The sequence below is a fragment of the Bartonella acomydis genome (assembly GCF_039543025.1).
Taxonomy (GTDB): Bacteria; Pseudomonadota; Alphaproteobacteria; order Rhizobiales; family Rhizobiaceae; genus Bartonella; species Bartonella acomydis.
The window spans coordinates 16,447-38,609 of sequence record NZ_BAABIY010000001.1 but is presented as its reverse complement, the minus strand read 5'-3'; the positions used below and the strand labels follow the sequence as shown (position 1 = coordinate 38,609).

Below are 22,163 nucleotides of genomic sequence, written 5' to 3'. Positions count from 1 at the left end.
GCGTTAATGATATTATCAATAGTGGATAGATTATTAATTCTTCAGCCGCCTCATGACTTTATAGCATAAACAACCGTTGCATTAACAGGTCGTGTTTCTGTTTCACCCGTTGCAGAAAAAGTTACTTTGTGCATATGCGCCCCAGCTGGTTGTGTTGTCCCCGTAATAACTTCATAGTGATAAAAGGGATTTCTTCTCCCGATGTCATTGGCACTCCACCTAACTCCATTATATTGAACCTTATGCGTATGTTCTCCGGCCTCTTCCATGGTGCAAATATGTGTATGGGATTTTATGCTATCTTGCTGCTCATTTGCAAACTGTCTCTTCGTATATAAACCACGACCATTATCAAAACCGCGTAAAAACATGCCTCTAAAGTCAGGAACTTTAAAGGTTGTATCACTGTCTTTCCCCCATTTGTCGCCTAGTGCCCTGAATAATTGCGGATAATCTTTGCACTTATAGGTCGCACCATCACATAAAAGCCAACCAATTGGCACTTCTTGCATAGCAAATGTCGCAATAAATCCGCACAGAAAAGTCTCTACCTTTGGTGTTGGAAGAGATGTCGGATTTAAGAGATACCAACCATCTCGACCTTCCATGGAAACCTGGCTATATACAATCTCATAAATACCATCTGTCTGTAGCTCTCCCCCTTCTAACGGTATAACACCTGTATGAGTGGCTTTATAGATACACTTTTCTCCCATACTATTCACTGTTACTGTTGTTGTACCAATATTCACACTATGCGCTTTAAAACGTATGATGATATCATTTTTGTATTTTTCTATAGACAAAACTATTTTCAACGTGATCAATGTTGTTTTATCTTCCACATTGACCATAAAATTTGAATGAATAAAACCACCATTATCCGCAAGATATTCACGCACACGCCGCATCATCGCTCGTGCACTATCATTGACCGAACTAGGCGGCTGACCTTCTGCCCAATTAATGATATTATCTGAATGCGCATTTTCATCAGCCTTTATCGACCAATCATAAATACTAGACATTATACCCCCATTATTCCTAAGAATGATTTTAGTAATTTATTCTCTGTGCACCAGAGTGTAGCTTCCCTTCATCACCATTCGTTGATAGATTATTTACTCCTGTAGTATTTGTATTTATTCATTTATTTCTTTTTGCTCTTTCCAATGAAATAAACTAAATTCGCCACAATTTTTATAACATCAGTACCAATGCATGTAATTATCTCATCAGACACTACCTTTGTTGTGGCACTATAATTCTGGGATTTTATTGAGCAATTTTGCATCTTTTGTAAACTTTACAAATATTGTTCATAAAATCTCCTTTTGGAAATTTCACATGATCTTTCTTGAAGGTAACAATTTTTTAAATTCATAAAAACTGCTAATGTATTTGAAATATTTATCAGACCCATTATATTTTATATTTTTTCAATAAGTTAATAATTTTTTAGCAGTAATTTGTATCAAATAAATTTGAAAAATTTTCCAGATAAATATCAAAGTCCTCTTGAGCGCCTTCTGTTCACGGTCTAGCACCTCATAGAATACGAAATTCAAGAGAATAAATTCTCTACGCTTTAATTTTACTTGAAAATAATATCTTCATGATACGAATGATGTCTCACAAGACCTTCATCAAATCGACAAGATATAAATTTCTTTAGAAGAATTGAAAAACAGCAAACCCACACCCCGCCCTCTACAAAATGCATATAACCTAATCTTTGAAGATTCGTAACCGCCTATTGCCCCTTCATACTTAGTATTCTATTATATATAGTTTTTTTGCAAGAATAATAAACTCTCTGAACAAAGCTTTACAATGATTGGCTTTTTTTCTTCGTGGAAAAATAAAGCTTCTCCAGATTGTTATGATAACAAATAAGTTTCAAACAAATGTTTTTCCATTTGACCTGAGCAAGAAATCATATTTCAAACTATATTGAAGATGAAATCGTTATGTATATAAAAGCAATAAAATCTTTACACAACAAAGCATTGAGAACATATTATAGGATTTACCAAACGGTCAGATAATAATAATAAGTTTAAGACAATACGTGTCACGATTTCCAAAACAAACGGATCATCACTTAAAAAACTTTTTGCTCAATAAAAAATAGTATGACATCTTTTTATAACAAAGTACTGATTTCTGAAGATACACAACTAGATCAGGAAAAGAGCTACACAAAAATAAAAAATAAAAGTTCAATGGAAGAGCCAATCATAAAACCCATTGTTTTAGCAATGAATTTTGCCCTTACCGTTTCTTTATAGAAGACTTCCATATTCTTTCTCGCTAATTTAGCTACCTGCTTTCATTTCTAACAAACGTAGAAAAATCGTTAAAAACATATCTTTGCGATTGACAATACTAATATTTAAGCCAACCATGTCTTCGTCAATAAAAGGCGCTTTAAGTGGAGGGGGAATGTAAATAATATGAGAGCTGTTGCAACAATCTTTTCAATAAAGTTTCTTGATATTTATTTGAAGTGTCTTGGTATTAAAAGCATTATTATATCCCCTTCACTCAAGAAGCCAACATTGATGATTTGAAAATATTCCCCCTAACCTCACAATCTGTTTTTGAACTCTGTGTTTATAAGGAAAAAGTTTATGCAGAAAAAGATTCCATCAATCAGTTGCAGTCCCTTTCCTGCCTCATGCAAAATTTATCAACAAAGTCCTCTTTTTCCTGATGTACATGTTCCATTACGTGAGATTTCATTGACCAATGACAGTGGTGAGGAACCTTTAAATATTTATGATACTTCTGGACCCTATACAGATAAAGATATGATCATTGATATTACAAAAGGTTTGCCCAAAATTCGCTTACCCTGGCTCTCTAAGCGTGCTAACATTGAATCTTATTGTGCACTATCTTTTAGATTCGAAGATAATAGGTTAACCTATGATACAAAACCTATTCCTGCCTTTGAACAAAGGCGCCCTATTTTGCGGGCAAAAAATGGCAAAGCAATTACACAGATGGCATATGCACGCGCGGGTATTATTACAGAAGAAATGGAATATGTCACTATACGAGAAAATGAAGGGCTCGCGATAAAAAATCAAAAGAAAGTGCAATTCAATAAAATATCGAACGGATCAATACCAGAAATTTATACTGCAGAATTTGTTCGCAATGAAATTGCCTGCGGACGCGCGATTATTCCTCAAAATATCAATCATCCAGAATGCGAACCAATGATTATTGGACGCAATTTTCGGGTTAAAATTAATGCCAATATTGGCAATTCAGCCGTAACATCCTCTATGGTAGAGGAAGTTGATAAAATGGTTTGGGCTATTCGTTGGGGAGCAGATACAGTTATGGATCTCTCAACAGGACGGAATATTCATAATATTCGTGAGTGGATTATTCGAAATTCACCAGTTCCAATTGGTACCGTTCCTCTTTACCAAGCACTTGAAAAAGTACAAGGTATTGCTGAAAATTTAACATGGAATATTTTCCGTGATACCCTTATCGAACAAGCAGAACAGGGAGTTGACTATTTTACGATTCATGCGGGCTTAAGATTGCCATTTATTCCTCTCACCATTGACCGCTTAACAGGTATTGTTTCACGGGGCGGTTCTATTATGGCAAAATGGTGCCTCTATCATCACAAAGAAAGTTTTCTCTATGAACATTTTGATGAAATTTGTGATATTGCACGCACCTATGATATCTCTCTTTCATTGGGAGATGGGCTACGCCCTGGCTCTATTTCTGATGCCAATGATGAAGCCCAATTTGCTGAACTTAAGACTTTAGGAGAATTGACAAAAATTGCTTGGGCAAAAGACGTACAGGTTATGATTGAAGGACCTGGACATGTCCCAATGCATAAAATTAAAAACAACATGGAACAACAATTAGAGCTCTGTCATGAAGCACCTTTTTATACTTTGGGTCCTCTTACCACAGACATTGCTCCTGGTTATGACCATATTACATCAGCAATTGGTGCTGCTATGATTGGATGGTTTGGAACAGCTATGCTCTGTTATGTAACGCCTAAAGAGCACTTAGGTCTCCCTGATAAAAATGATGTGAAAACTGGAGTGATTACTTATAAAATTGCTGCCCATGCTGCTGATCTTGCTAAAGGTTTGCCCAGAGCGCAATTACGCGATAATGCTCTGTCGCGTGCACGATTTGATTTTAGATGGCATGATCAATTTAACCTTTCTCTTGATCCAGATACAGCATGTGCTTTTCATGATGAAACAATGCCTAAAGAAGCCCATAAATTGGTACATTTTTGTTCCATGTGTGGACCAAAATTCTGTTCTATGCGTATTTCCCATGATATTCGTGAAACAGTAATGAAAAAAACAAAAGATGAAGGTATGATTGCTATGGCTAAAGAATATCAAAAAGATGGTGATCTTTATATGGAGGTCATCCCCCTTCAAAAAAAGAGGGTAAACAGTTGAAAAATATTCTTATCAAAGGTGCAGGTGTAGGGGGGCTAACAGCTGCCTTTATGTTACAACAAAAAGGTTTTTCTGTTACTGTATCTGCCCCTCCTTCTTCTCCTATAGGAACGGCAAGTTGGTACGCAGGAGGAATGCTAGCGCCTTACTGTGAAAGAGAAAATGCTGAACAAATCGTTGAAGATCTTGGCATACAAGCCATCAAATGGTGGCATAAAACACTCCCCTATTTGGTCAACCGAAAAGGAACTTTAGTTGTCGCACCAGAACGAGATAAGGGAGAACTTAAACGATTCTCAGAGCGGACACATCATTATAGAATTATCAATGGTGAAGAAATAGCGCATCTTGAACCCGATCTTGCAGAACGTTTTAACTATGCGCTTTTTTATGAAAATGAAGCTCATCTTGACCCTCGTAAAGCACTTATTGCTTTAAAAGAAAATTTGATAAAAAATGGAGCACGTTTTGTTGATATCGAAACATATGAAACAAATTTTGATATTATTATTGATGCAACAGGTATAGCGCGTTTGGGAAAAGACAAAAATATACGCGGCGTTCGTGGTGAAATGCTTTTCGTGCGCAGTAGAGATATTAAAATTTCTCGCCCCATTCGCCTTCTCCATCCACGCATTCCACTCTATATTGTGCCTCGGCAAGATAATATTTTTATGATTGGTGCAACAATGATCGAAAGTGACTTTGATGGTGCTATTTCGGTAAGATCAATGATGGAACTGCTCAATGCCGCCTACACGTTGCATCCTGCTTTTGCTGAAGCAGAAATTGTTGAATCCGGCGTTGGTGTTCGCCCATCTTATCCTGATAACTTCCCTTCTGTATGCAAACATGGTAATTATATTTCTATTAATGGATTTTATAGACATGGTTTTCTTTTGTCTCCGGAAATGGCAAAACGCGCGGTGAAATTGACGGTGAAATAAAACATGCAAATATTTGTCAATGGGGAAACAGTTCAAACAGAAGTCATCACTCTTCATCTCTTGCTTGAAGAATTAGGTTATGAGGGAGATTGGCTCGCTACTGCCGTGAATGCTGAAATTGTTCCTGTGAGTAAGCGAGGCCAATTTGTCTTGCACGAGGGTGATAAAATTGAAATTTTAAGCCCAATGCAAGGAGGATAAAATTATGCTGAATCTGTATGGGAGTAAATTCTCTTCTCGTCTTATGTTAGGCACAGCACAATATCCCTCACCTGCCATTCTGCGTGATGCTATTTGTAAATCCGGTACAGAAATTGTGACAGTTTCATTGCGCCGTGAAATGGCTGGTGGCAAACAAGGGGGACAATTTTGGCAATTCTTGCAAAAACTCGATATAACAGTGCTTCCCAATACTGCGGGTTGTTACACGGTTAAAGAAGCTGTTACAACGGCAAAACTTGCACGAGATCTTTTTAAAACTTCTTGGGTTAAACTGGAAATTATCGGTAATCCCGATACCTTACAACCAAATGTTTTTTCTTTAATCGAAGCAGCAAAAATTTTAAACAGTGAAGGTTTCCACATTTTTGCCTATACGACAGATGATCTCATTGTTGCTGAAAAGCTTCTCGATGTTGGGTGCCAAGTCATTATGCCTTGGTGCGCTCCTATCGGATCTGCTAAAGGCCCTCATAATACCGATGGATTGCGTTCTATTCGCGCTTATCTTCCTGATGTAACTCTTGTGATTGATGCTGGCATTGGACGCCCATCCCATGCTGCTGTTGCTATGGAACTAGGTTATGATGCAGTGCTTCTTAACACCGCAGTCGCTAAAGCAGTTGATCCTGTTTTAATGGCTGAAGCATTTTCTAAAGCTATTCAAGCAGGGCGTATGGGGTATAAAGCAGGTATTCTTGAAGCACGTAATGTGGCTGTTCCTTCAACACCAGTTATTGGAAAAGCAGTGTTTTCATGAAATTAGATCCATTTTATCTCATTGTTGACAACGCGCAATGGATTGAACGTTTGGTTCCTCTTGGCGTTAAACTCATACAATTGCGTATGAAAAATGAAAATCTTAAAATAATCCGTCAACATATTAAGTGCGCAAAAAACATCTGCGATAAATGGGGAGCTCAATTAATTATTAATGATCATTGGACAATCGCAATTGATGAAAAATGCAATTTTATTCATCTTGGGCAAGAAGACTTAAGCAATGCTGACCTTTCTGCAATTCGTAAAAATGATATAAAATTGGGACTTAGCACACATGATGAACAAGAATTGGATACCGCACTTTCTGTTCATCCTGACTATATTGCACTGGGACCTATTTATCCTACAATCTTAAAAAAAATGAAATGGGAACCTCAAGGACTAGAAAAAATCAAACAATGGAAAATGCGAATTGGTGCTTTACCTTTAGTGGGCATTGGTGGCTTAACTCCGGAACGCGCCATTGGTGTTTTAAATGCAGGAGCCAATAGTACTGCTGTTGTCACCGATATTATTCTCCATAAAAAACCTGAAGAACGTGTCAAGCAGTGGATAAAAGTCACAAAAACATGGCGTTAAAACCTTCTATTCTTATTGTCGCAGGCACTGATCCAACGGGAGGTGCTGGTATTATCCGGGATATAGAAACAGCTGCTCATTTTCAAACAAAAGCAAATTTAGCTATTACTTGCGTTAATGTACAAGATGATCACCATGTTGCTGAAATTGTGCCAATGCGCGAAGAACTCATTATCGCACAAATGCGCTGTGCTCTGGAAGCTAAACCTATAGGCGCAATAAAAATTGGCATGACAGGAACAAAGGCAATTATCACAGCAATCTGTAACGTACTTCAAGACTATCCTCATATTCCCGTTATTTTTGATCCTGTACTTGTTGCTTCCTCAGGGGGCAAGCTGACCACAGAAACAATTAGAGAAGTGATACTCAACAAGCTTCTCCCTCATGTTGCTCTTTTAACACCCAATAGAGAAGAACTCGCTTTTCTCAGCCAAAGTCCATTAGCATCTCATCATAAGCAAGCAATAGAACAAGCAAGAAAACTTTTGTCATTTGATCTGCGTTCTCTTTTGATAAAAGGTGGACATGCAGATGGTCCCCTTGCTACCGATATCTTTGTTGATAAGACTGAAATGATTGATATTTCTACTCCACGTTTAACGAAAACAATGCGTGGAACAGGCTGTATTCTTTCAAGCGCTATTGCGGCACAGTTGGCATTAAATGAAGCTCTGCCTCAAGCTATAAAAAATGCAAAAGCATACATTCACACATTACTGCTCAATTACAATCAAAAAGATTATTGAACGTTTAATAATATATTGAACTCTTCTTGTCATATTTTACATATCTCTATGATTATTTTCCTTAAAATTAAGGTATAATTATTCAAAGAGTTTTTATATTAATATCTCACTATCAGAATAGCTTAAATTATCTCTCCTATTTTTGATGCGTTTTTAATTAGAGAAAAATTTAGTATAATTTAACAAATAAGATAACACATTGAAAAAAATAGAATTCCACTTTATAGTTTTGCAGGGTTTAAAGAAAACTGAATTGCTTCAAACATAAACCTCTAACGAAGACATTATAACACTTGAAGGATAATTCTATCTGGTCTATTCATAATCAATGGATCATTAGAAAATGATAAAATGTTAAATCAAATACCGTACTTAATCTCATATGAAGAACTCTTGAACTTTTATAAAGAAAGTGGTGCGGATGCTGTTTTAACAAATGTACCTATTGATCGCTTCAATCAGGCCGCTTGCTTAGAAAAAAAAGCAATCCAAGAAATAGTTTCCCATCATCAACAAACATTACCAACTCAAAAGTTAGACAAATATCCGCTGCCTAGCTTCAGTACTCTACAAGGTGAAGCTTCTGCTATAGAGAGTGCAAAAAGTGCGAAGACACTTGATGAATTAAAATCAGCTCTCCTTGCATTTAATGGTTGCTCATTAAAATTAACAGCAAAAAATACCTGTTTTTCAGATGGAACACCGGGAAGCCCGCTTATGCTTATAGGAGAAGCACCAGGACGAGAAGAAGATATACAAGGTGTTCCTTTTGTCGGAAAAGCAGGAATGTTGCTTAATAAAATCCTCGCATCAATTGGCTTAACAAGAGAGAGTGTTTACATAGCGAATACTATTCCTTGGCGCCCACCTGGAAATCGCACGCCAACACCAAGGGAAGTTGCATTATGCCGCCCTTTTATTGAAAGGCAAATTTATTTAGCTAAACCTCGTATTCTTGTAGCACTTGGTGGTGTTGCTACCCAGTTTCTTACGGGAGCGCAAAATGGAATTATTCGTACCCGAGGTAAATGGCTCTCCTATGAAAGCGAAGATAATATCAAAATACCTGTTATGCCAACCTTTCATCCTGCTTACCTCCTTCGAACACCCAGTCAAAAAAAGCTTACATGGATGGACTTTCTAGAAGTAAAAAACCGCTTAGATAATCTCCCGTAATTCTTTATCTCATCACAAAATAGAAACGCTCTTTTGATCATTCGCACTCTTACAAATACAGTCAGGAAAAATTATGCAACAAACAGCAGTTCCCGTTTATCGTTTAGAAGACTACCAACCAACGCCTTATGCTATCCCAAATATAGAACTGCATTTCCGTTTAGCACCAACCAAAACTTCTGTTACAGCAACATTGGCTATTGAAGCGCGTCAAAACACTAAAGAATTAACACCTCTTGTGCTTTCTGGTGATGATCTTACGTTAATTTCTGTTGCTATTAATGGAGAAATATTGTCTGAGAATGCTTATAAAGCCACGCCTTCACGTTTAGAAATTCCAACACCACCAGTTTCTCCTTTTACCTTGCAATTGGTCACGAAAGTAAATCCTGAAAGTAACCGTCAACTTATGGGACTTTATCTTTCAAATGGTGTTTACTGCACACAATGTGAAGCAGAAGGCTTTCGTCGTCTTACTTATTTTTATGATCGCCCAGATGTGCTTTCTACCTATAGGGTAAAAATTGAAGCGGATTCTCAAACAATCCCTATCTTACTTTCCAATGGTAATCTCGTCAAAACAGGAACTCTTGAGAATAATTATCATTTTGCCATTTGGGAAGATCCTTATCCAAAACCATCTTATCTCTTTGCTCTGGTTGGCGGTCATCTTGATAAGTTAGAAGACCATTTTACAACTGTATCCGGTCGACATATCAAACTTGGTATCTATGTAGAAAAAGGAAAAACCAAACGCGCCACCTATGCAATGGATGCTCTCAAACGTTCCATGCGTTGGGATGAACAATGTTTTGGACGTGAATATGACCTTGATGTTTTCAATATTGTTGCTGTTTCTGACTTCAACATGGGAGCAATGGAAAACAAAGGACTTAACATCTTTAATGACAAATATGTCCTTGCAGATCCTGAAACAGCAACCGATCAGGATTATAGAAATGTTGAGCGTGTCATTGCGCATGAATATTTTCATAATTGGACTGGTAACCGTATTACTTGCCGAGATTGGTTTCAACTTTGTTTAAAAGAAGGCTTAACTGTTTACCGTGATCAAGAATTTTCCTCAGATCAAAATGTACGTAGTCTACAGCGTATTGAAAATATTAAAATATTAAAAGCCACACAATTTGCTGAAGATTCCGGTCCTCTCGCTCATCCTGTACGGCCTCGTCAATACAGCCAAATCAACAATTTTTATACCACAACCGTTTATAAAAAAGGTGCAGAAGTTGTTCGCATGATACATACGATTTTAGGCCCAATCCTCTTTCGCAAAGGAATGGATCTCTATTTTCAACGCCATGATGGACAAGCTTGTACAATTGAAGATTTTATCGCCTGCTTTGCTGAAGTTTCTCATCAAGACTTCTCACAATTCATGTTGTGGTATGAACAAGCAGGCACTCCCCATGTGGAAATTGACAGTCATTATCGCGATGGTGTTTTAGAGATTCATGCAAAACAATATATTCCAGAAACACCACAACAAAAGTCAAAAAAGCCGATGCTTATTCCTATTGCATTTGCTCTGTTAGGACAGAATGGAGAATCTCTCAGCTATGAAACTGATGGAGATATTCAATCAAATGTTCTGCTGCTTTCCAAAGAAAAACAAATTTTTACATTAAAGGAACTGTGCGAGAAGCCTGTTTTATCACTGCTTAGAGATTTTTCTGCTCCTATTAATCTACAAACTTCCCTTAATGAAAGTGAACTCATCTTTCTTGCGCAAAAAGATGACAATCAGCTGAATCGCTGGCAATCCTTGAATTATTTGATCACGCAAGCTCTCATTCAGGCTATTCAGGATAAAACACAAGAAAAAAAGGATATGCCTTCTACTTTGCTAAAATTGATGGAAAGTACCCTTACAGATAAAAGCCTTGAACCAGAATTTCGTGCCTTTTGCTTAAGTTTACCAAGTGAAGTTGAGCTTGCTCATATAATCGGTAAAAATGTTGATCCAGAGCGTATTCACCATGTGCGCAATCAGTTTTTAGCTTCACTCGCACAGACGCATCAGGAACTCTTCACAAAAATTTATATGCAAATGGAGAACAATGAGCCCTATTCACCAACTCCTGCACAAGCTGGAAAACGAGCATTACGCAATATAATACTCGACTATCTTTCCATCGCCGAAGCCAATCCAAATCGCTCTACTCTACAATATGAAACAGCTGATAATATGACTGATCGCATAGCCAGTATCACTGTTTTAGTACAGCGCTTTAATAAAAGTGAGCAAGCGCGAAATTCCTTGAATGATTTTGAAAATCGATATCAGCATGACCCTTTGGTCATGGATAAATGGTTCTCCATTCAAGCAATGGTTGCGGGAGCTTCAACACTTGAGCATGTTCAAAAACTCATGCAGCATCCGCTTTTTTCACAAGATAATCCTAACCGTGTACGCGCTTTGATTGGTGCTTTTGCCGCTCATAATTTAACAGGTTTTCATAGAGTTGATGGTGCATCCTATCATTTTCTTTGCCAAATCATTTTAGAAATTGACAAAAAAAATCCTCAGCTCGCTTCACGATTACTCACCATGATGCGCTCTTGGAGACAATTAGAACCCATTCGACAACAAAAATTTGAAACTGCATTAAAAACAATTGCAGAAGCGCCCCAATTGTCAAGCGATGTGGCTGAGATCATATCCCGTCTCCTCACTTAAAGTAGAAAAATATCTTATAATCAGTATGTTATAATATCATATTATAAAATAATACAACGAATAATTTAACCATAATAACCCTCTGAACAGATCATTTAAATCTGTTTAGAGGTCATTTTAAAGTTCCTTTTTATTTCCTTCATCCACATTCAATTAAAGGAAAATAGTTTTTTTAAAAAAAAGACTGGACAGAGGACTCCTGTTTTGATTCACTACACCCTATGGGGTTTGATTATGAATATTAAAACAGTTTTTATAACACATTATTCCATAATTAAAGGAACGAAAGATGGCTAAATTGGACGCATATAATGCGCCAACGGAGGTATATGCTAATTCAAAGTCGAGTGCTCAAAATCATAAAGCACGGACAGAGCGTATTTATCTGTTTTTTGGCTCAGCCTTTCAAAAGTTCCTTTTTATTGAACCCTGGTTGCGACGTTTGCTTCCATTTTTCATTCTTGCATTTCTTGTTGTGTTGGCAACAATTCGTTTTGTATCAATCTATAATTGGCATCATGTTATTGATAAAAACACACGCTCTACCCTTACTCTCGTCGCTTCTCATATTCGTAATACCATTGATCGTGACTTACTTACTGTTACTGAAAAAGGAAAAGTTTCTGCTCTTTCTCATCATCATTTGCAAAATATTCTGAACAGTTTTTCTCATAAAGACCTTATCAGCCCTCATACTGTTATTGCTATAATCGATCAAAAAGGTATCGTCTTAGCTTCATCTAGTTCAGAGATCATTTTAGGAAAACCCTTACAGAATTTTACCTCCGAGGGTATTGCTTTACAAGCTCTGGGGCAACATGCTGGAATTATGGAAATCACAACGGGCAAAGATGATCCTGCCCTTGCCTCATTTAGCCAAACAAGAAATGGACAATATGGTGTCTTTATCAGCGAAAAAAAGCAATATATCTACATGGAATGGCGCAAAATTTTCTCGTTAAATATAACCTTGTTCATAGGAACAGGCGGCGTTATTTTGGTTCTTCTTTATGCTTATTACAATCAAATTGTGCGAGCACGCAAGACGGATTTAATTTCAGAAAAAACGCAAAACCGTATTGATATGGCAATGATGCGTGGACGTTGTGGGTTATGGGATTGGAATATGGCAAGTGGGCGTGTTTATTGGTCACGGGCTATGTATGAAATGCTTGGTTATGTGCCTCAAGATGCATTGTTGTCAATTTCGCAAATTACCGCTATTATCAACCCAAATGATGCTAATTTTTTTGATCTTGCGCAAGAATTAATGGAGGGAGGAAAAAAGCATATTGATATTAATGTGCCCATGCAACATGCCAATGGCTATTATGTATGGATGCGTATTAGAGCTGAAGTTACAGATGAAGAAGAACCGCATTTGGTCGGTATTGCTTTTGATATTAGTGAACAGCGTCAATTTGCAGAAGAAACAGCCCAAGCTGATCTTCGTATCCGTGATGCCATTGAAAATATTTCAGAATCTTTTGTATTATGGGATAAGGAAGGACGTTTAGTTATGTCCAACAGCAAATTTTGCGAATATGCTGCTATCCCTAAACAGGTTTTACAATCAGGAATCCAACGTGCAACCGTCGAAGCCATGGCTCGCCCTGCAATCAATGAATATCCTCTTAAAGATGATGGCACAGGTAATTTAACCAGTATCCGACAAACTGCAGATGGTTATTGGCTCAAAATTAATGAACGACGTACTCAAGATGGAGGATTTGTGTGCATTGGTACAGATATTTCTGAACTTAAACAACAACAAGAAAAATTTGAAGACAGTGAAAGACGGCTTTTTTCTTTCATTCAAGAACTTAAACGTGCACGAGGAAGTGCACAACAACGTGCAACAGAAGTTGAAAAACTGAATAAAAGTTTAAAAGCAGAAAAAGAGCGCGCTGAAAGTGCTAATAAAGCTAAATCAGAATTCTTAGCCAATATGTCCCATGAATTGCGTACTCCACTTAACGCCATTCTCGGCTTTTCAGATATCATGTTGCAATCTACCTTTGGTCCTCTTGGCTCGCAACGTTACAAAGAATATATGCACGATATTTACAATTCAGGAACCCATCTTCTAACCCTTATCAATGATATTCTTGATATGTCCAAAATCGAAGCTGGTAGATTTACCCTTGATTGTAAAAATACTGATCTGGAGCCCATTATCAGTGAAGCAGTGCGAACGCTTACACCACAGGCTCAAGAAAAAAATATTGCAGTTACAACAAATATTGCTCCAGAACTACACGCAGAAGTTGACGGACGCGCCATTAAACAAATCTTTCTTAATCTTATCTCGAATGCCGTTAAATTCACGCCTTCTGGTGGAAGTATTAATGTTTGCGCTTTCAAGAAAAAAAATAACCTTGTTTTTAGAATTAAAGATACGGGTGTTGGCATTCCCTCATCTGCAATTAAAAAACTCGGACAACCTTTTGAACAAGTTGAAAATCAACTCACAAAAACCCATACAGGTTCAGGTCTTGGCTTAGCCATTTCACGCTCCTTGCTAGAACTTCACAAAGGAAAGCTTGAAATTACATCTAAAGAAATGAAAGGAACAACTGTAACCATTACAATGCCAATCCAACAAAGTTAAAGATTTTAACTTTCCTCATTTCGCTCTCGTTGGAGCAAAATCTTTTTCCGTTCAATTCCCCAACGATATCCTGAAATAAAACTATTCTTGCACACCACACGATGGCAAGGGATCAGTAATGCCAATTCGTTACGTGCACATGCATTCGCAACTGCACGAAAAGCATTTGGCATACCAATATCTTGTGCTAATGCTCCGTATGAAATTGTTTTACCACATGGCACTTCACACAATCGTATCCATACTTTTCTCTGAAAAGCTGTACCATTTATATCTAAGGGAAAATCATGTTTTTTTACCAATTTAGGAGTTTCAATCATTGCTACAATATGTGCAACTTCTCGTTCAAATGCATTATCATTCTTCGCTTGTTCTACATCACCAAAACGTGCCGTGAATTCCTGTAATAATTGTTCTTTATTCTCTCCTAATGCTATATTACAAATCCCCTTTTGAGACTTTGCTATCAAAAGTCCTCCTATCGAGATATTTTTCGAACAAACTATTCTTTTTTGAATAATAGTCAGAGTTTTGACCTTTTTATATTTTAAAAAAAAATTTAAATATTATGATTGAAATAAAAAAACGTATTAATCTCTACAAAATGAGGAAAAATTATCCTGAAATTCAGGTCCTTAATTATTAACGAAGAAAATAAGTAAAAATTCTGTTCTTTTTTATATGAAAACTCTTACGATTATAAAAACTCAAATAATGAAAATCTATCTATAATTTCAGTATAATAAAACAAATTCAATAAATATTTTTGCCTAAAGTCCAAAATATTGTTTATATTTTGGATAAGGTATCATCTTACTCCTCTTAGTGAAAGAAATAACACTTATATTTGCTCATCTTACGCCTAAGATGAAAAATCATGTCTTTTATTTTAGAAAAGTAATAGATAACCCTGCTTTCTCTTTTTTGTTAACCTCTTGAAATAATTCTTTTTTCCTATCAATTGCTTCACAAGACTGTTTATAGAAAGCATTTTAATGGTACCATTGTATATTATTATACAGAGTATAAAATATTCAAACATCAAATATTTGCTGATGGTTTTAAATATATGAAACTTTTTATTTATCTCAAAACTCTCTATCTTTGTGCTTTTTTGGTTAGCTCAATTAAAACCTTTTATAACAACGAGAAAAAAACAGCACACATCTGAAAATAAAAGCCCCATTCGAAAATGGGACTTTTTGATAATTAATCCTGTGATAACTTAAAATTTATAAGCGACACCAACACGAAAATCATTCGTTTTGTAACTCATTTCAACTTTATCATGCACAAATTTTTTCTTACCAAAATCTGAATAACGATATTCTGCACGCAAAAGAATATTATCAGTCATTGCAAAATCAACCCCTCCCCCAAGAGTATAACCAATCATGGTCTTTTTTTCATCATGCACCAAATTAGCAAGATCAACTACAGCTCTACTTTCCGCATCAGGCTTTTTAGAAACTGTGTTGCTAAGCTGTGTATAAGAAATACCTCCGGCCACATAAGGCATCAAACGATCAAAAGAAAAACCAAGTCTCATTCGTGTAGCACCAGCCCATTTTTGTTTTAAAGTGTGCTGCATCACTCCACTAGAAGCTTCCGTATGAGTGTCATCATCACTAGTATCTACTGTTATAACTTTCGTTTTTGATGATGGAGATGTTTCAGTTTGACTTACTTTTGACAAATCGTGATCTTTTGTATCCTTTTTATTAAACCACATGAAATCCGTATCAACACCTATAATAAAACCATTATCGATATCAATATTGGAACCTGCATAAATACCACCGATAAAACCGGAAAGTTTAGGTAAGTGTGTCTTTTCAAGCGGTAACCACTGTCCTGTACCTTCATCTGCTAAATAACTTGCTCCAATTTTACTTGAAAAATTACCAATTTGACCTCCAAGATAAAATCCAGCCCAAGAAAAATTTGGAGCTGCAATAATAGGTACCGGCTGTTCTGGTATAGTAACATCCGCTGCCTGTACTGTAGAAACTAAAATTAAAGAAAAAATAGATGTTTTGATTAAGTATTGTTTAGTCATAATTGCTCCCCTAAAAGCTAAGTGACACTTAATATAAATATTCATATTTATATAAATAAATACTTTCATATTTTTTTTTAAAAATCTGTAGCAAAAATAACACAGTTTAAGAAAAAATAAACTTTAATGATTTATATTATAAATTCTTTTTAAAATTTCTAAAGCTTTTTTCTAATTTAGATTTTTTATGAGTGGGTATTTTAATCTCAATTTTTAAGAAATTTTCTGTATAATTCATGAATACTCTTATCTATGTTTATTTGATATATTTCATGTATCAAGATAATAAGAACTAATACATATCTATATTATCATAAATATCTTAAGTTATATAATAAAGCTTCTTACAAACTTTTATGTTTAAATAACTTTGTATTATCTCTAAGTTCACGAACATGTTTGAACTAATATTCTCTTCTATATGAATGATTGTTTCATGCCATAGTGTATATTCAATAAAAAATAGCAAATAGTCTTATTCACCAATAGTTAGAAAAGAGACATTATAACTTTCCAAGTAAATATAAATCTCGTATCATTTGTTTAAAATAGATTTTTTTCAGCTTGTATAAGTAAAAAATATAAAAACCCATATAACTAAACTGAATAATTGTATGTTACTTATGTAAAAATTGTTACACTAATAAAATTGCTTTTTAAAAAGAAAAACTGTTTCAATTTATAAAACATAATTTTAAATGAATGATTTATTATAGTTTTTATACTTTAAACAAAAATTATACACAATTCTTCTATAAACTATTATAAAATACATTCAATGTTTCATTACATGTGCAAAAGCTGAACATACCAATTGCCCAGTTTCCTCAATCAATTTTTCAACACGAAGTAAATCAGGCTCTCCAACACTACTTAATAAAAGGTCGCTTAAACCAGGAGGCATCTCATAAGGATCAAGAGAATCATTTAAACAAAGTCGTATAATTTGGCTTAGATTGGTATAAAGACTATAAGCATAATTTAAATCCGAAATAAATGACTGATTAAGAAAACTGTTCGGCAGCTGAGACAAAATATCTACCGTCGTTGCTCCAATCTGAAATTCCATAACCTGCGTAATAAGAGCAAATTGAGCAATAAATTCTAAATCAACGATACCACCAGGCATGGTTTTTAAATCCCATTGGTTTTTGGGCGGTTTTCCTTTTGCAATCAAAGTACGCATTTCACATACTGCTTTTGCAACACTCTTCTTATCACGAGGAAAAGCAATAATTGCACAAACTTCATTTTCTAACTTTTGTAAAAAATCATAATCTCCAGCAATCCCTCGTGCTCTTGTTAAAGCAAGATGTTCCCATATCCACGCTTGCCTACGATAATAATTCTTAAAAAATTGGAAAGAAACAGCAACAGGTCCCTTATTGCCTAATGGACGCAACCTTAAATCAACGGCATAAAGAATACCTTGACTTGTAAGAGTGGATAAAGCTGCAACCAAACGCTGTGTCAAACGCGTATAATATTGAGAAATATAAAGAGGTTTTTCTCCATCAGATATTTCTGCATCTTCATCATGTTCGTAAAGCAAAATAAGATCAATATCCGAACCTGCCGTTAATTCACAACTTCCAAGCTTACCCATCCCCAATATGCCAACACGCCCTCCTTTAATATTGCCGTAAAGACGAGAAAACTCCTCCTGAACTGCAACAAATGTTTTTGCAATCATAAGATCAGCAAGTGCAGTAAATGCAAAACCTGCTCTCTTCCCCGTAATTGCACCGTTTAAAATTCGAATACCAATCAAAAAACGTTGCTCATCAGCAAAAACTCTTAAGTGATCGAGAATTTCTTCGTAAGAAAGAACTCCTTCAAGAAAATATTCAAGACGTTTCTCTAGATAAGTTTTTGTTGGTAGTTCTGAAAAAATACTTGGATCTAACATTCCATCAAAAACATGAGGTTTACGTGTAATAATTTCCGCAAGACGTGGAGCAGCTCCCATGATAAGCACCAACATATCTAAAAGAGAAGGGTTAGATTGCAAAAGACTGAAAAGTTGAATTCCTGAAGGTAAACCTTGTAAAAAACGATCAAAACACAACATCACTTCATCAGCCCGTTTTGTCGCGCCAAAAGCTTTCAAAAGCGCAGGAGTCAATTCTGTTAACCTTTCACGTGCTTCTGCAGATTGTGTTGCTTTATAACGCCCACAATGAAGTGTGCGCATAATACGACAAATATCACTTGCTCTTTCAAAACCTAGACGGCTTAATGTGATTAATGTTTCTGGATCATCTTCCTCACCTGTAAAAACCAAATTGCCAATTTCTAAACCAAGTTCTTGTTCATTTTCAAACAGTGCAGCATAATGTTTTTCAACAACCTGTAGCGTTTTTAATAAATCGCGGATAAAATTGTTCCTTTCTTGGTAACCCATTAAGTATGCAACACTGGCAAATTGAGAAACATCATTTGGGAGAAGATGCGTTTGTTCATCTGCAAGCATCTGAATACGGTGCTCTACATTTCGTAAAAAAGCATAACTTTTAATAAGGCTATCTCGCGTTTTCTCACTAATCCAACCAAGTGTATGAAGTTCTGCTAACATTGCTACTGTTTGTCGTCCACGCAATTGAGGGAAACGCCCTCCTGCAATGAGTTGTTGTGTCTGAACAAAAAACTCAATCTCACGAATACCCCCTCGCCCTAATTTTACATTATGGCCATAAGCCGCAATTTGACCATAATTTTTATAGGCGTGGATTTGACGCTTAATCGAATGGATATCAGCAATAGCAGCGTAATCTAAATATTTCCGCCATACATAAGGAAACAACTCTTTGAGAAAATTAAAACCTGCTTTTTTATCACCAGCAACTGGACGTGCTTTAATCATAGCCGCCCGCTCCCAATTTTGTCCACGCCCTTCGTAATAACGCAATGCTGTCCTCACTGGTAAAGCTAAAGGAGTGGAACTTGGATCGGGCCTAAGCCGAAAATCGAGACGAAAAACATATCCCTCCGCAGTACGTTCTTGAATGATACGGATTAGTCGGCGTACCATCTTGGAGAATAGATCGACACTCTCAGCAAGATTACCAATATGAGGTGACATTTCATCAATAAAAACAATCAGATCAATATCAGACGAATAATTAAGTTCTTTTGCTCCTAATTTTCCCATCCCTAAAATGATTAAGCCACAATCTTTTTCCGGATTCTCACGGTTCGACAAATTTATTTTACCATGATTATGTGCTTCTCTTAAGAGAAAACGCAACGCCGTACCTAAAGCCGCTTCCCCCAAGTGTGTTAACCAAATACATGAGACTTCATAAGTAAAAACACCAGCTAAATCAGCTAAAGCAATGAGAACATGTGCTTCCCGTTTTTGGTGCCTTAAAGACGCCTTCAACGAAATTTCATGTATAGCCTCACTTTTATCAAGATGCGCAATATCATCTATAATCTCGCTTAATCTCGTTTCTATATCAACATGCAATAAGGGACTAAGATATGATGGATTGGCAATTAACGCTTCACGTAAAAAAGGAGATAAGGTCATAACCGCGCTTATAAATTCAACCTGCTTTCCTTTGTCGGAAATAAAAGAAATAAGCGATTGTAAATTTTCTTTTCTCGCTTGTTCTGCAAGCTCTTTCAGCCATTGAGAACCACTGTTATCGAGAGGAGATAAACGGAGAAGCTGTGTTTTTAAAAAAGCTTTCTTCATCTACGCTCCCGTGAAAAATATTTTAGCATTCTTTCCATGGCCTTATATTTCAAAGAGAAATAATCATAAGTATGGCAAGTAATGAAATAAAAATTCCTTTTAAGGAAATAATAAAACAGCCCTAAGCCCTGGATTTGCATTTTCAAGTAATAATTCGCCTCCGTGAAGTTTCATTACAGCTTTTGCTATACTAAGGCCAATACCAAAACCAGGTTGTGTACGACTTTCTTCAAGGCGGAAAAAGCGTTCTGTTACTTTTTCACGTTTATCCTCTGCAATTCCTGGACCATTATCGCTAATAACAACCAACAAATGTTTATCACGATATTCCATTGATAAGCAAACCTCTGCCTTCCTAACATCTTTAGAGGCATATTTAATCGCATTATCAATAAGATTAAAAATCGATTGTGCAATAAGCTCACGATTTAACTTCAGTTCTTTATCAAATGTATCGCCTAATCGAAGCAAAACACCAGATTCTTCAGCAAAAGGTTCATAAAGTTCAACAGCATCTTCAAGAATCAGTTTCATATTTATCATCTCAAGATTCTCAATTGTACTGCCCGCTTCAATGCGTGAAATCATCAAAATCGCATTAAAAGTACGAATAAGTTGATCAGATTCAGCAATAACACCATCAAGTGCTTGACGATATTCAAGCTTTGTCTTTTGTCCAGAAAGCGCTTCTTCAGCACGATTTCTAAGGCGTGTTAGTGGTGTTTTCAGATCATGTGCAATATTATCTGATACTTGGCGCAAACCAATATTTAATTCTTCAATGCGATCTAACATAACATTAAGATTAGCGGACAATCGATCAAACTCATCTCCTACCCCAGATACAGGCAAACGCCCACTAAAATCACCCTTCATCAAACGTTGTGAAGCTGCTGTAACATGATCAATCCTTTGTAATGCTCGCCTACCAACGAAAAACCATATGAGTAAGGCTCCCCCAACCATTGCCGCAAGAGCTATCATGACGGCTTTACGAATAACTGCTGCAAAACGTTCTGGTTCATCTAAATCCCGACCTATAAGAACCTTCATCGCATTGGGCAAATCAACAACAATTGCCAAAGCACGATGTTCACTTGTTTTGCCATGTTCGCCAAAACGTGAATACAAAAAAGAATTTTCAATAAAGCCATTATGATTTAAAAGGCCTAATTCAATACGCGCAACATTCCCTGCTAAAATACGTCCCATAGGATCCGTGACAAGATAAAGAAACGCTCCTGGTTGTCGTGAACGATAATCAATAGTACGTATTAATAAAGGAAGCCCACCATAATTATAAGCATCTTCGATATATCTCAATTCTTCATGTAAAGCTTGCTCTGTTTGCTCTGTTAACAAAGAAGCAGAAAAATCCGTCATATAAATAGACAACCCTATTGCAACCAACCCAAATAACAAAATATAAAGTGCCGAGAGCCTTAACGCAGTTGTGCGCATTATATTGATCAGACGATTCATGTTTTGTTATCTGGTGCTTTCAGCATATAACCAGCTCCACGCACAGTATGGAGAAGTGGTACATCAAAATCTTTTTCAATTTTTGCTCTCAAGCGAGATATATGAACATCAATGACATTTGTTTGCGGATCAAAATGATAATCCCAAACATTTTCCAAAAGCATGGTGCGTGTCACCACTTGACCAGCATATCGCATCAAATATTCCAGTAAACGAAATTCTCGTGGTTGTAATGGAATATTTCTTTTACCCCTTTTTACTGTATGTGCCAATCGATCAAGCTCAAGATTGCCTACACAATAAACCGTTTCCGCCTCTTTAGGATTTTTACGCCGCTGCAACACTTCAACACGAGCAAGAAGTTCAGAAAAAGCATAAGGCTTGGTCAAATAATCATCTCCCCCTGCACGCAAACCTGTCACACGATCATTCACTTGCCCTAAAGCGGAAAGGATGAGAACTGGTGTTTCATTGCCTTTAGCACGCAATTCAGAAATAATAGAAAGACCATCACGATGTAAAAGCATTCGATCAATAACCATTACATCGTAATTCTCCATCTCAGCTAAAGCGTATCCAGTATCCCCATCATAAGCAACATCAACCGAATGTCCTGCCTCTAAAAAAGCTTTTTCGAGATAACGTCCCGTTTCACGATCATCTTCGATAACGAGTATTTTCATAAAACGCA

15 protein-coding genes are annotated in these 22,163 nt (G+C 36.3%); 9 read left to right on the top strand and 6 right to left on the bottom strand.

The window, feature by feature from the left end; translation table 11 throughout:
• Positions 1-50: 50 nt before the first annotated feature.
• Complete coding sequence (locus tag ABD909_RS00160) at positions 51-1,028, bottom strand: phage tail protein (RefSeq protein WP_345095922.1); 978 nt, start codon at positions 1,026-1,028, stop codon at positions 51-53.
• Between the two features lie 1,605 nt (positions 1,029-2,633).
• Here ABD909_RS00160 and thiC point away from each other — a divergent pair.
• The 9 genes from thiC to ABD909_RS00115 all read left to right on the top strand — a co-directional run bounded on the left by thiC (position 2,634) and on the right by ABD909_RS00115 (position 14,231).
• Positions 2,634-4,466 carry a phosphomethylpyrimidine synthase ThiC gene (gene thiC / locus ABD909_RS00155; RefSeq protein ID WP_345095921.1) on the top strand — a complete coding sequence of 611 codons (1,833 nt, stop codon included), beginning with the start codon at positions 2,634-2,636 and terminating at the stop codon, positions 4,464-4,466.
• Positions 4,463-5,413, top strand: a complete 951-nt coding sequence (locus ABD909_RS00150; protein WP_345095920.1) for an FAD-dependent oxidoreductase — start codon at positions 4,463-4,465, stop codon at positions 5,411-5,413. The genes thiC and ABD909_RS00150 overlap by 4 nt, the downstream gene beginning before the upstream one ends.
• A 3-nt stretch (positions 5,414-5,416) precedes the next feature.
• Positions 5,417-5,614: a sulfur carrier protein ThiS gene (gene thiS / locus ABD909_RS00145; RefSeq protein ID WP_345095919.1), complete on the top strand. Its 198-nt coding sequence runs from the start codon at positions 5,417-5,419 to the stop codon at positions 5,612-5,614.
• Positions 5,615-5,618: 4 nt separating this feature from the next.
• Positions 5,619-6,392, top strand: a complete 774-nt coding sequence (locus tag ABD909_RS00140; RefSeq protein WP_345095918.1) for a thiazole synthase — start codon at positions 5,619-5,621, stop codon at positions 6,390-6,392.
• Entirely contained in the window at positions 6,389-6,994 is a 606-nt protein-coding gene (locus ABD909_RS00135; RefSeq protein WP_345095917.1) for a thiamine phosphate synthase, read from the top strand. The genes ABD909_RS00140 and ABD909_RS00135 overlap by 4 nt, the downstream gene beginning before the upstream one ends.
• Positions 6,985-7,743 carry a hydroxymethylpyrimidine/phosphomethylpyrimidine kinase gene (locus tag ABD909_RS00130; protein ID WP_345095916.1) on the top strand — a complete coding sequence of 253 codons (759 nt, stop codon included), beginning with the start codon at positions 6,985-6,987 and terminating at the stop codon, positions 7,741-7,743. The genes ABD909_RS00135 and ABD909_RS00130 overlap by 10 nt, the downstream gene beginning before the upstream one ends.
• Positions 7,744-8,094: 351 nt before the next feature.
• A complete protein-coding gene (locus ABD909_RS00125; RefSeq protein WP_345095915.1) occupies positions 8,095-8,919 on the top strand; it encodes a uracil-DNA glycosylase in 825 nt (274 codons plus the stop codon).
• Between the two features lie 73 nt (positions 8,920-8,992).
• On the top strand, positions 8,993-11,620 hold the full coding sequence (gene pepN / locus ABD909_RS00120) for an aminopeptidase N (protein WP_345095914.1): 2,628 nt from the start codon (positions 8,993-8,995) through the stop codon (positions 11,618-11,620).
• A gap of 289 nt (positions 11,621-11,909) precedes the next feature.
• Entirely contained in the window at positions 11,910-14,231 is a 2,322-nt protein-coding gene (locus ABD909_RS00115) for an ATP-binding protein (protein WP_345095913.1), read from the top strand.
• Positions 14,232-14,236: 5 nt separating this feature from the next.
• Here ABD909_RS00115 and ABD909_RS00110 read toward each other — a convergent pair whose 3' ends face one another.
• The 5 genes from ABD909_RS00110 to ABD909_RS00090 all read right to left on the bottom strand — a co-directional run bounded on the left by ABD909_RS00110 (position 14,237) and on the right by ABD909_RS00090 (position 22,155).
• The gene (locus ABD909_RS00110) at positions 14,237-14,701 is read right to left on the bottom strand and encodes a methylated-DNA--[protein]-cysteine S-methyltransferase (protein ID WP_345095912.1); all 465 of its coding nucleotides are present in this window, start codon (positions 14,699-14,701) and stop codon (positions 14,237-14,239) included.
• A 755-nt stretch (positions 14,702-15,456) separates the two neighbouring features.
• Positions 15,457-16,290: an outer membrane protein gene (locus tag ABD909_RS00105; protein ID WP_345095911.1), complete on the bottom strand. Its 834-nt coding sequence runs from the start codon at positions 16,288-16,290 to the stop codon at positions 15,457-15,459.
• A 775-nt stretch (positions 16,291-17,065) separates the two neighbouring features.
• On the bottom strand, positions 17,066-19,990 hold the full coding sequence (locus ABD909_RS00100; RefSeq protein WP_345095910.1) for a bifunctional [glutamine synthetase] adenylyltransferase/[glutamine synthetase]-adenylyl-L-tyrosine phosphorylase: 2,925 nt from the start codon (positions 19,988-19,990) through the stop codon (positions 17,066-17,068).
• Between the two features lie 99 nt (positions 19,991-20,089).
• Entirely contained in the window at positions 20,090-21,472 is a 1,383-nt protein-coding gene (locus ABD909_RS00095; RefSeq protein ID WP_345095909.1) for a sensor histidine kinase, read from the bottom strand.
• Positions 21,469-22,155, bottom strand: coding sequence for a winged helix-turn-helix domain-containing protein (locus tag ABD909_RS00090; protein WP_345095908.1), 687 nt, complete (start codon positions 22,153-22,155; stop codon positions 21,469-21,471). Before ABD909_RS00090 ends, ABD909_RS00095 begins: the two co-directional genes overlap by 4 nt.
• Positions 22,156-22,163: the final 8 nt, after the last annotated feature.

What these genes read in the sequence shown, in the direction of transcription:
- ABD909_RS00135 (WP_345095917.1), top strand. Translation starts at nt 6,389, where the DNA reads ATGAAATTAGATCCATTTTATCTCATTGTTGACAACGCGCAATGGATT.
- ABD909_RS00140 (WP_345095918.1), top strand. Translation starts at nt 5,619, where the DNA reads ATGCTGAATCTGTATGGGAGTAAATTCTCTTCTCGTCTTATGTTAGGC.
- thiS (WP_345095919.1), top strand. Translation starts at nt 5,417, where the DNA reads ATGCAAATATTTGTCAATGGGGAAACAGTTCAAACAGAAGTCATCACT.
- pepN (WP_345095914.1), top strand. Translation starts at nt 8,993, where the DNA reads ATGCAACAAACAGCAGTTCCCGTTTATCGTTTAGAAGACTACCAACCA.
- thiC (WP_345095921.1), top strand. Translation starts at nt 2,634, where the DNA reads ATGCAGAAAAAGATTCCATCAATCAGTTGCAGTCCCTTTCCTGCCTCA.
- ABD909_RS00115 (WP_345095913.1), top strand. Translation starts at nt 11,910, where the DNA reads ATGGCTAAATTGGACGCATATAATGCGCCAACGGAGGTATATGCTAAT.
- ABD909_RS00160 (WP_345095922.1), bottom strand. Translation starts at nt 1,028, where the DNA reads ATGTCTAGTATTTATGATTGGTCGATAAAGGCTGATGAAAATGCGCAT.
- ABD909_RS00090 (WP_345095908.1), bottom strand. Translation starts at nt 22,155, where the DNA reads ATGAAAATACTCGTTATCGAAGATGATCGTGAAACGGGACGTTATCTC.
- ABD909_RS00100 (WP_345095910.1), bottom strand. Translation starts at nt 19,990, where the DNA reads ATGAAGAAAGCTTTTTTAAAAACACAGCTTCTCCGTTTATCTCCTCTC.
- ABD909_RS00130 (WP_345095916.1), top strand. Translation starts at nt 6,985, where the DNA reads ATGGCGTTAAAACCTTCTATTCTTATTGTCGCAGGCACTGATCCAACG.
- ABD909_RS00105 (WP_345095911.1), bottom strand. Translation starts at nt 16,290, where the DNA reads ATGACTAAACAATACTTAATCAAAACATCTATTTTTTCTTTAATTTTA.
- ABD909_RS00125 (WP_345095915.1), top strand. Translation starts at nt 8,095, where the DNA reads ATGTTAAATCAAATACCGTACTTAATCTCATATGAAGAACTCTTGAAC.
- ABD909_RS00095 (WP_345095909.1), bottom strand. Translation starts at nt 21,472, where the DNA reads ATGAATCGTCTGATCAATATAATGCGCACAACTGCGTTAAGGCTCTCG.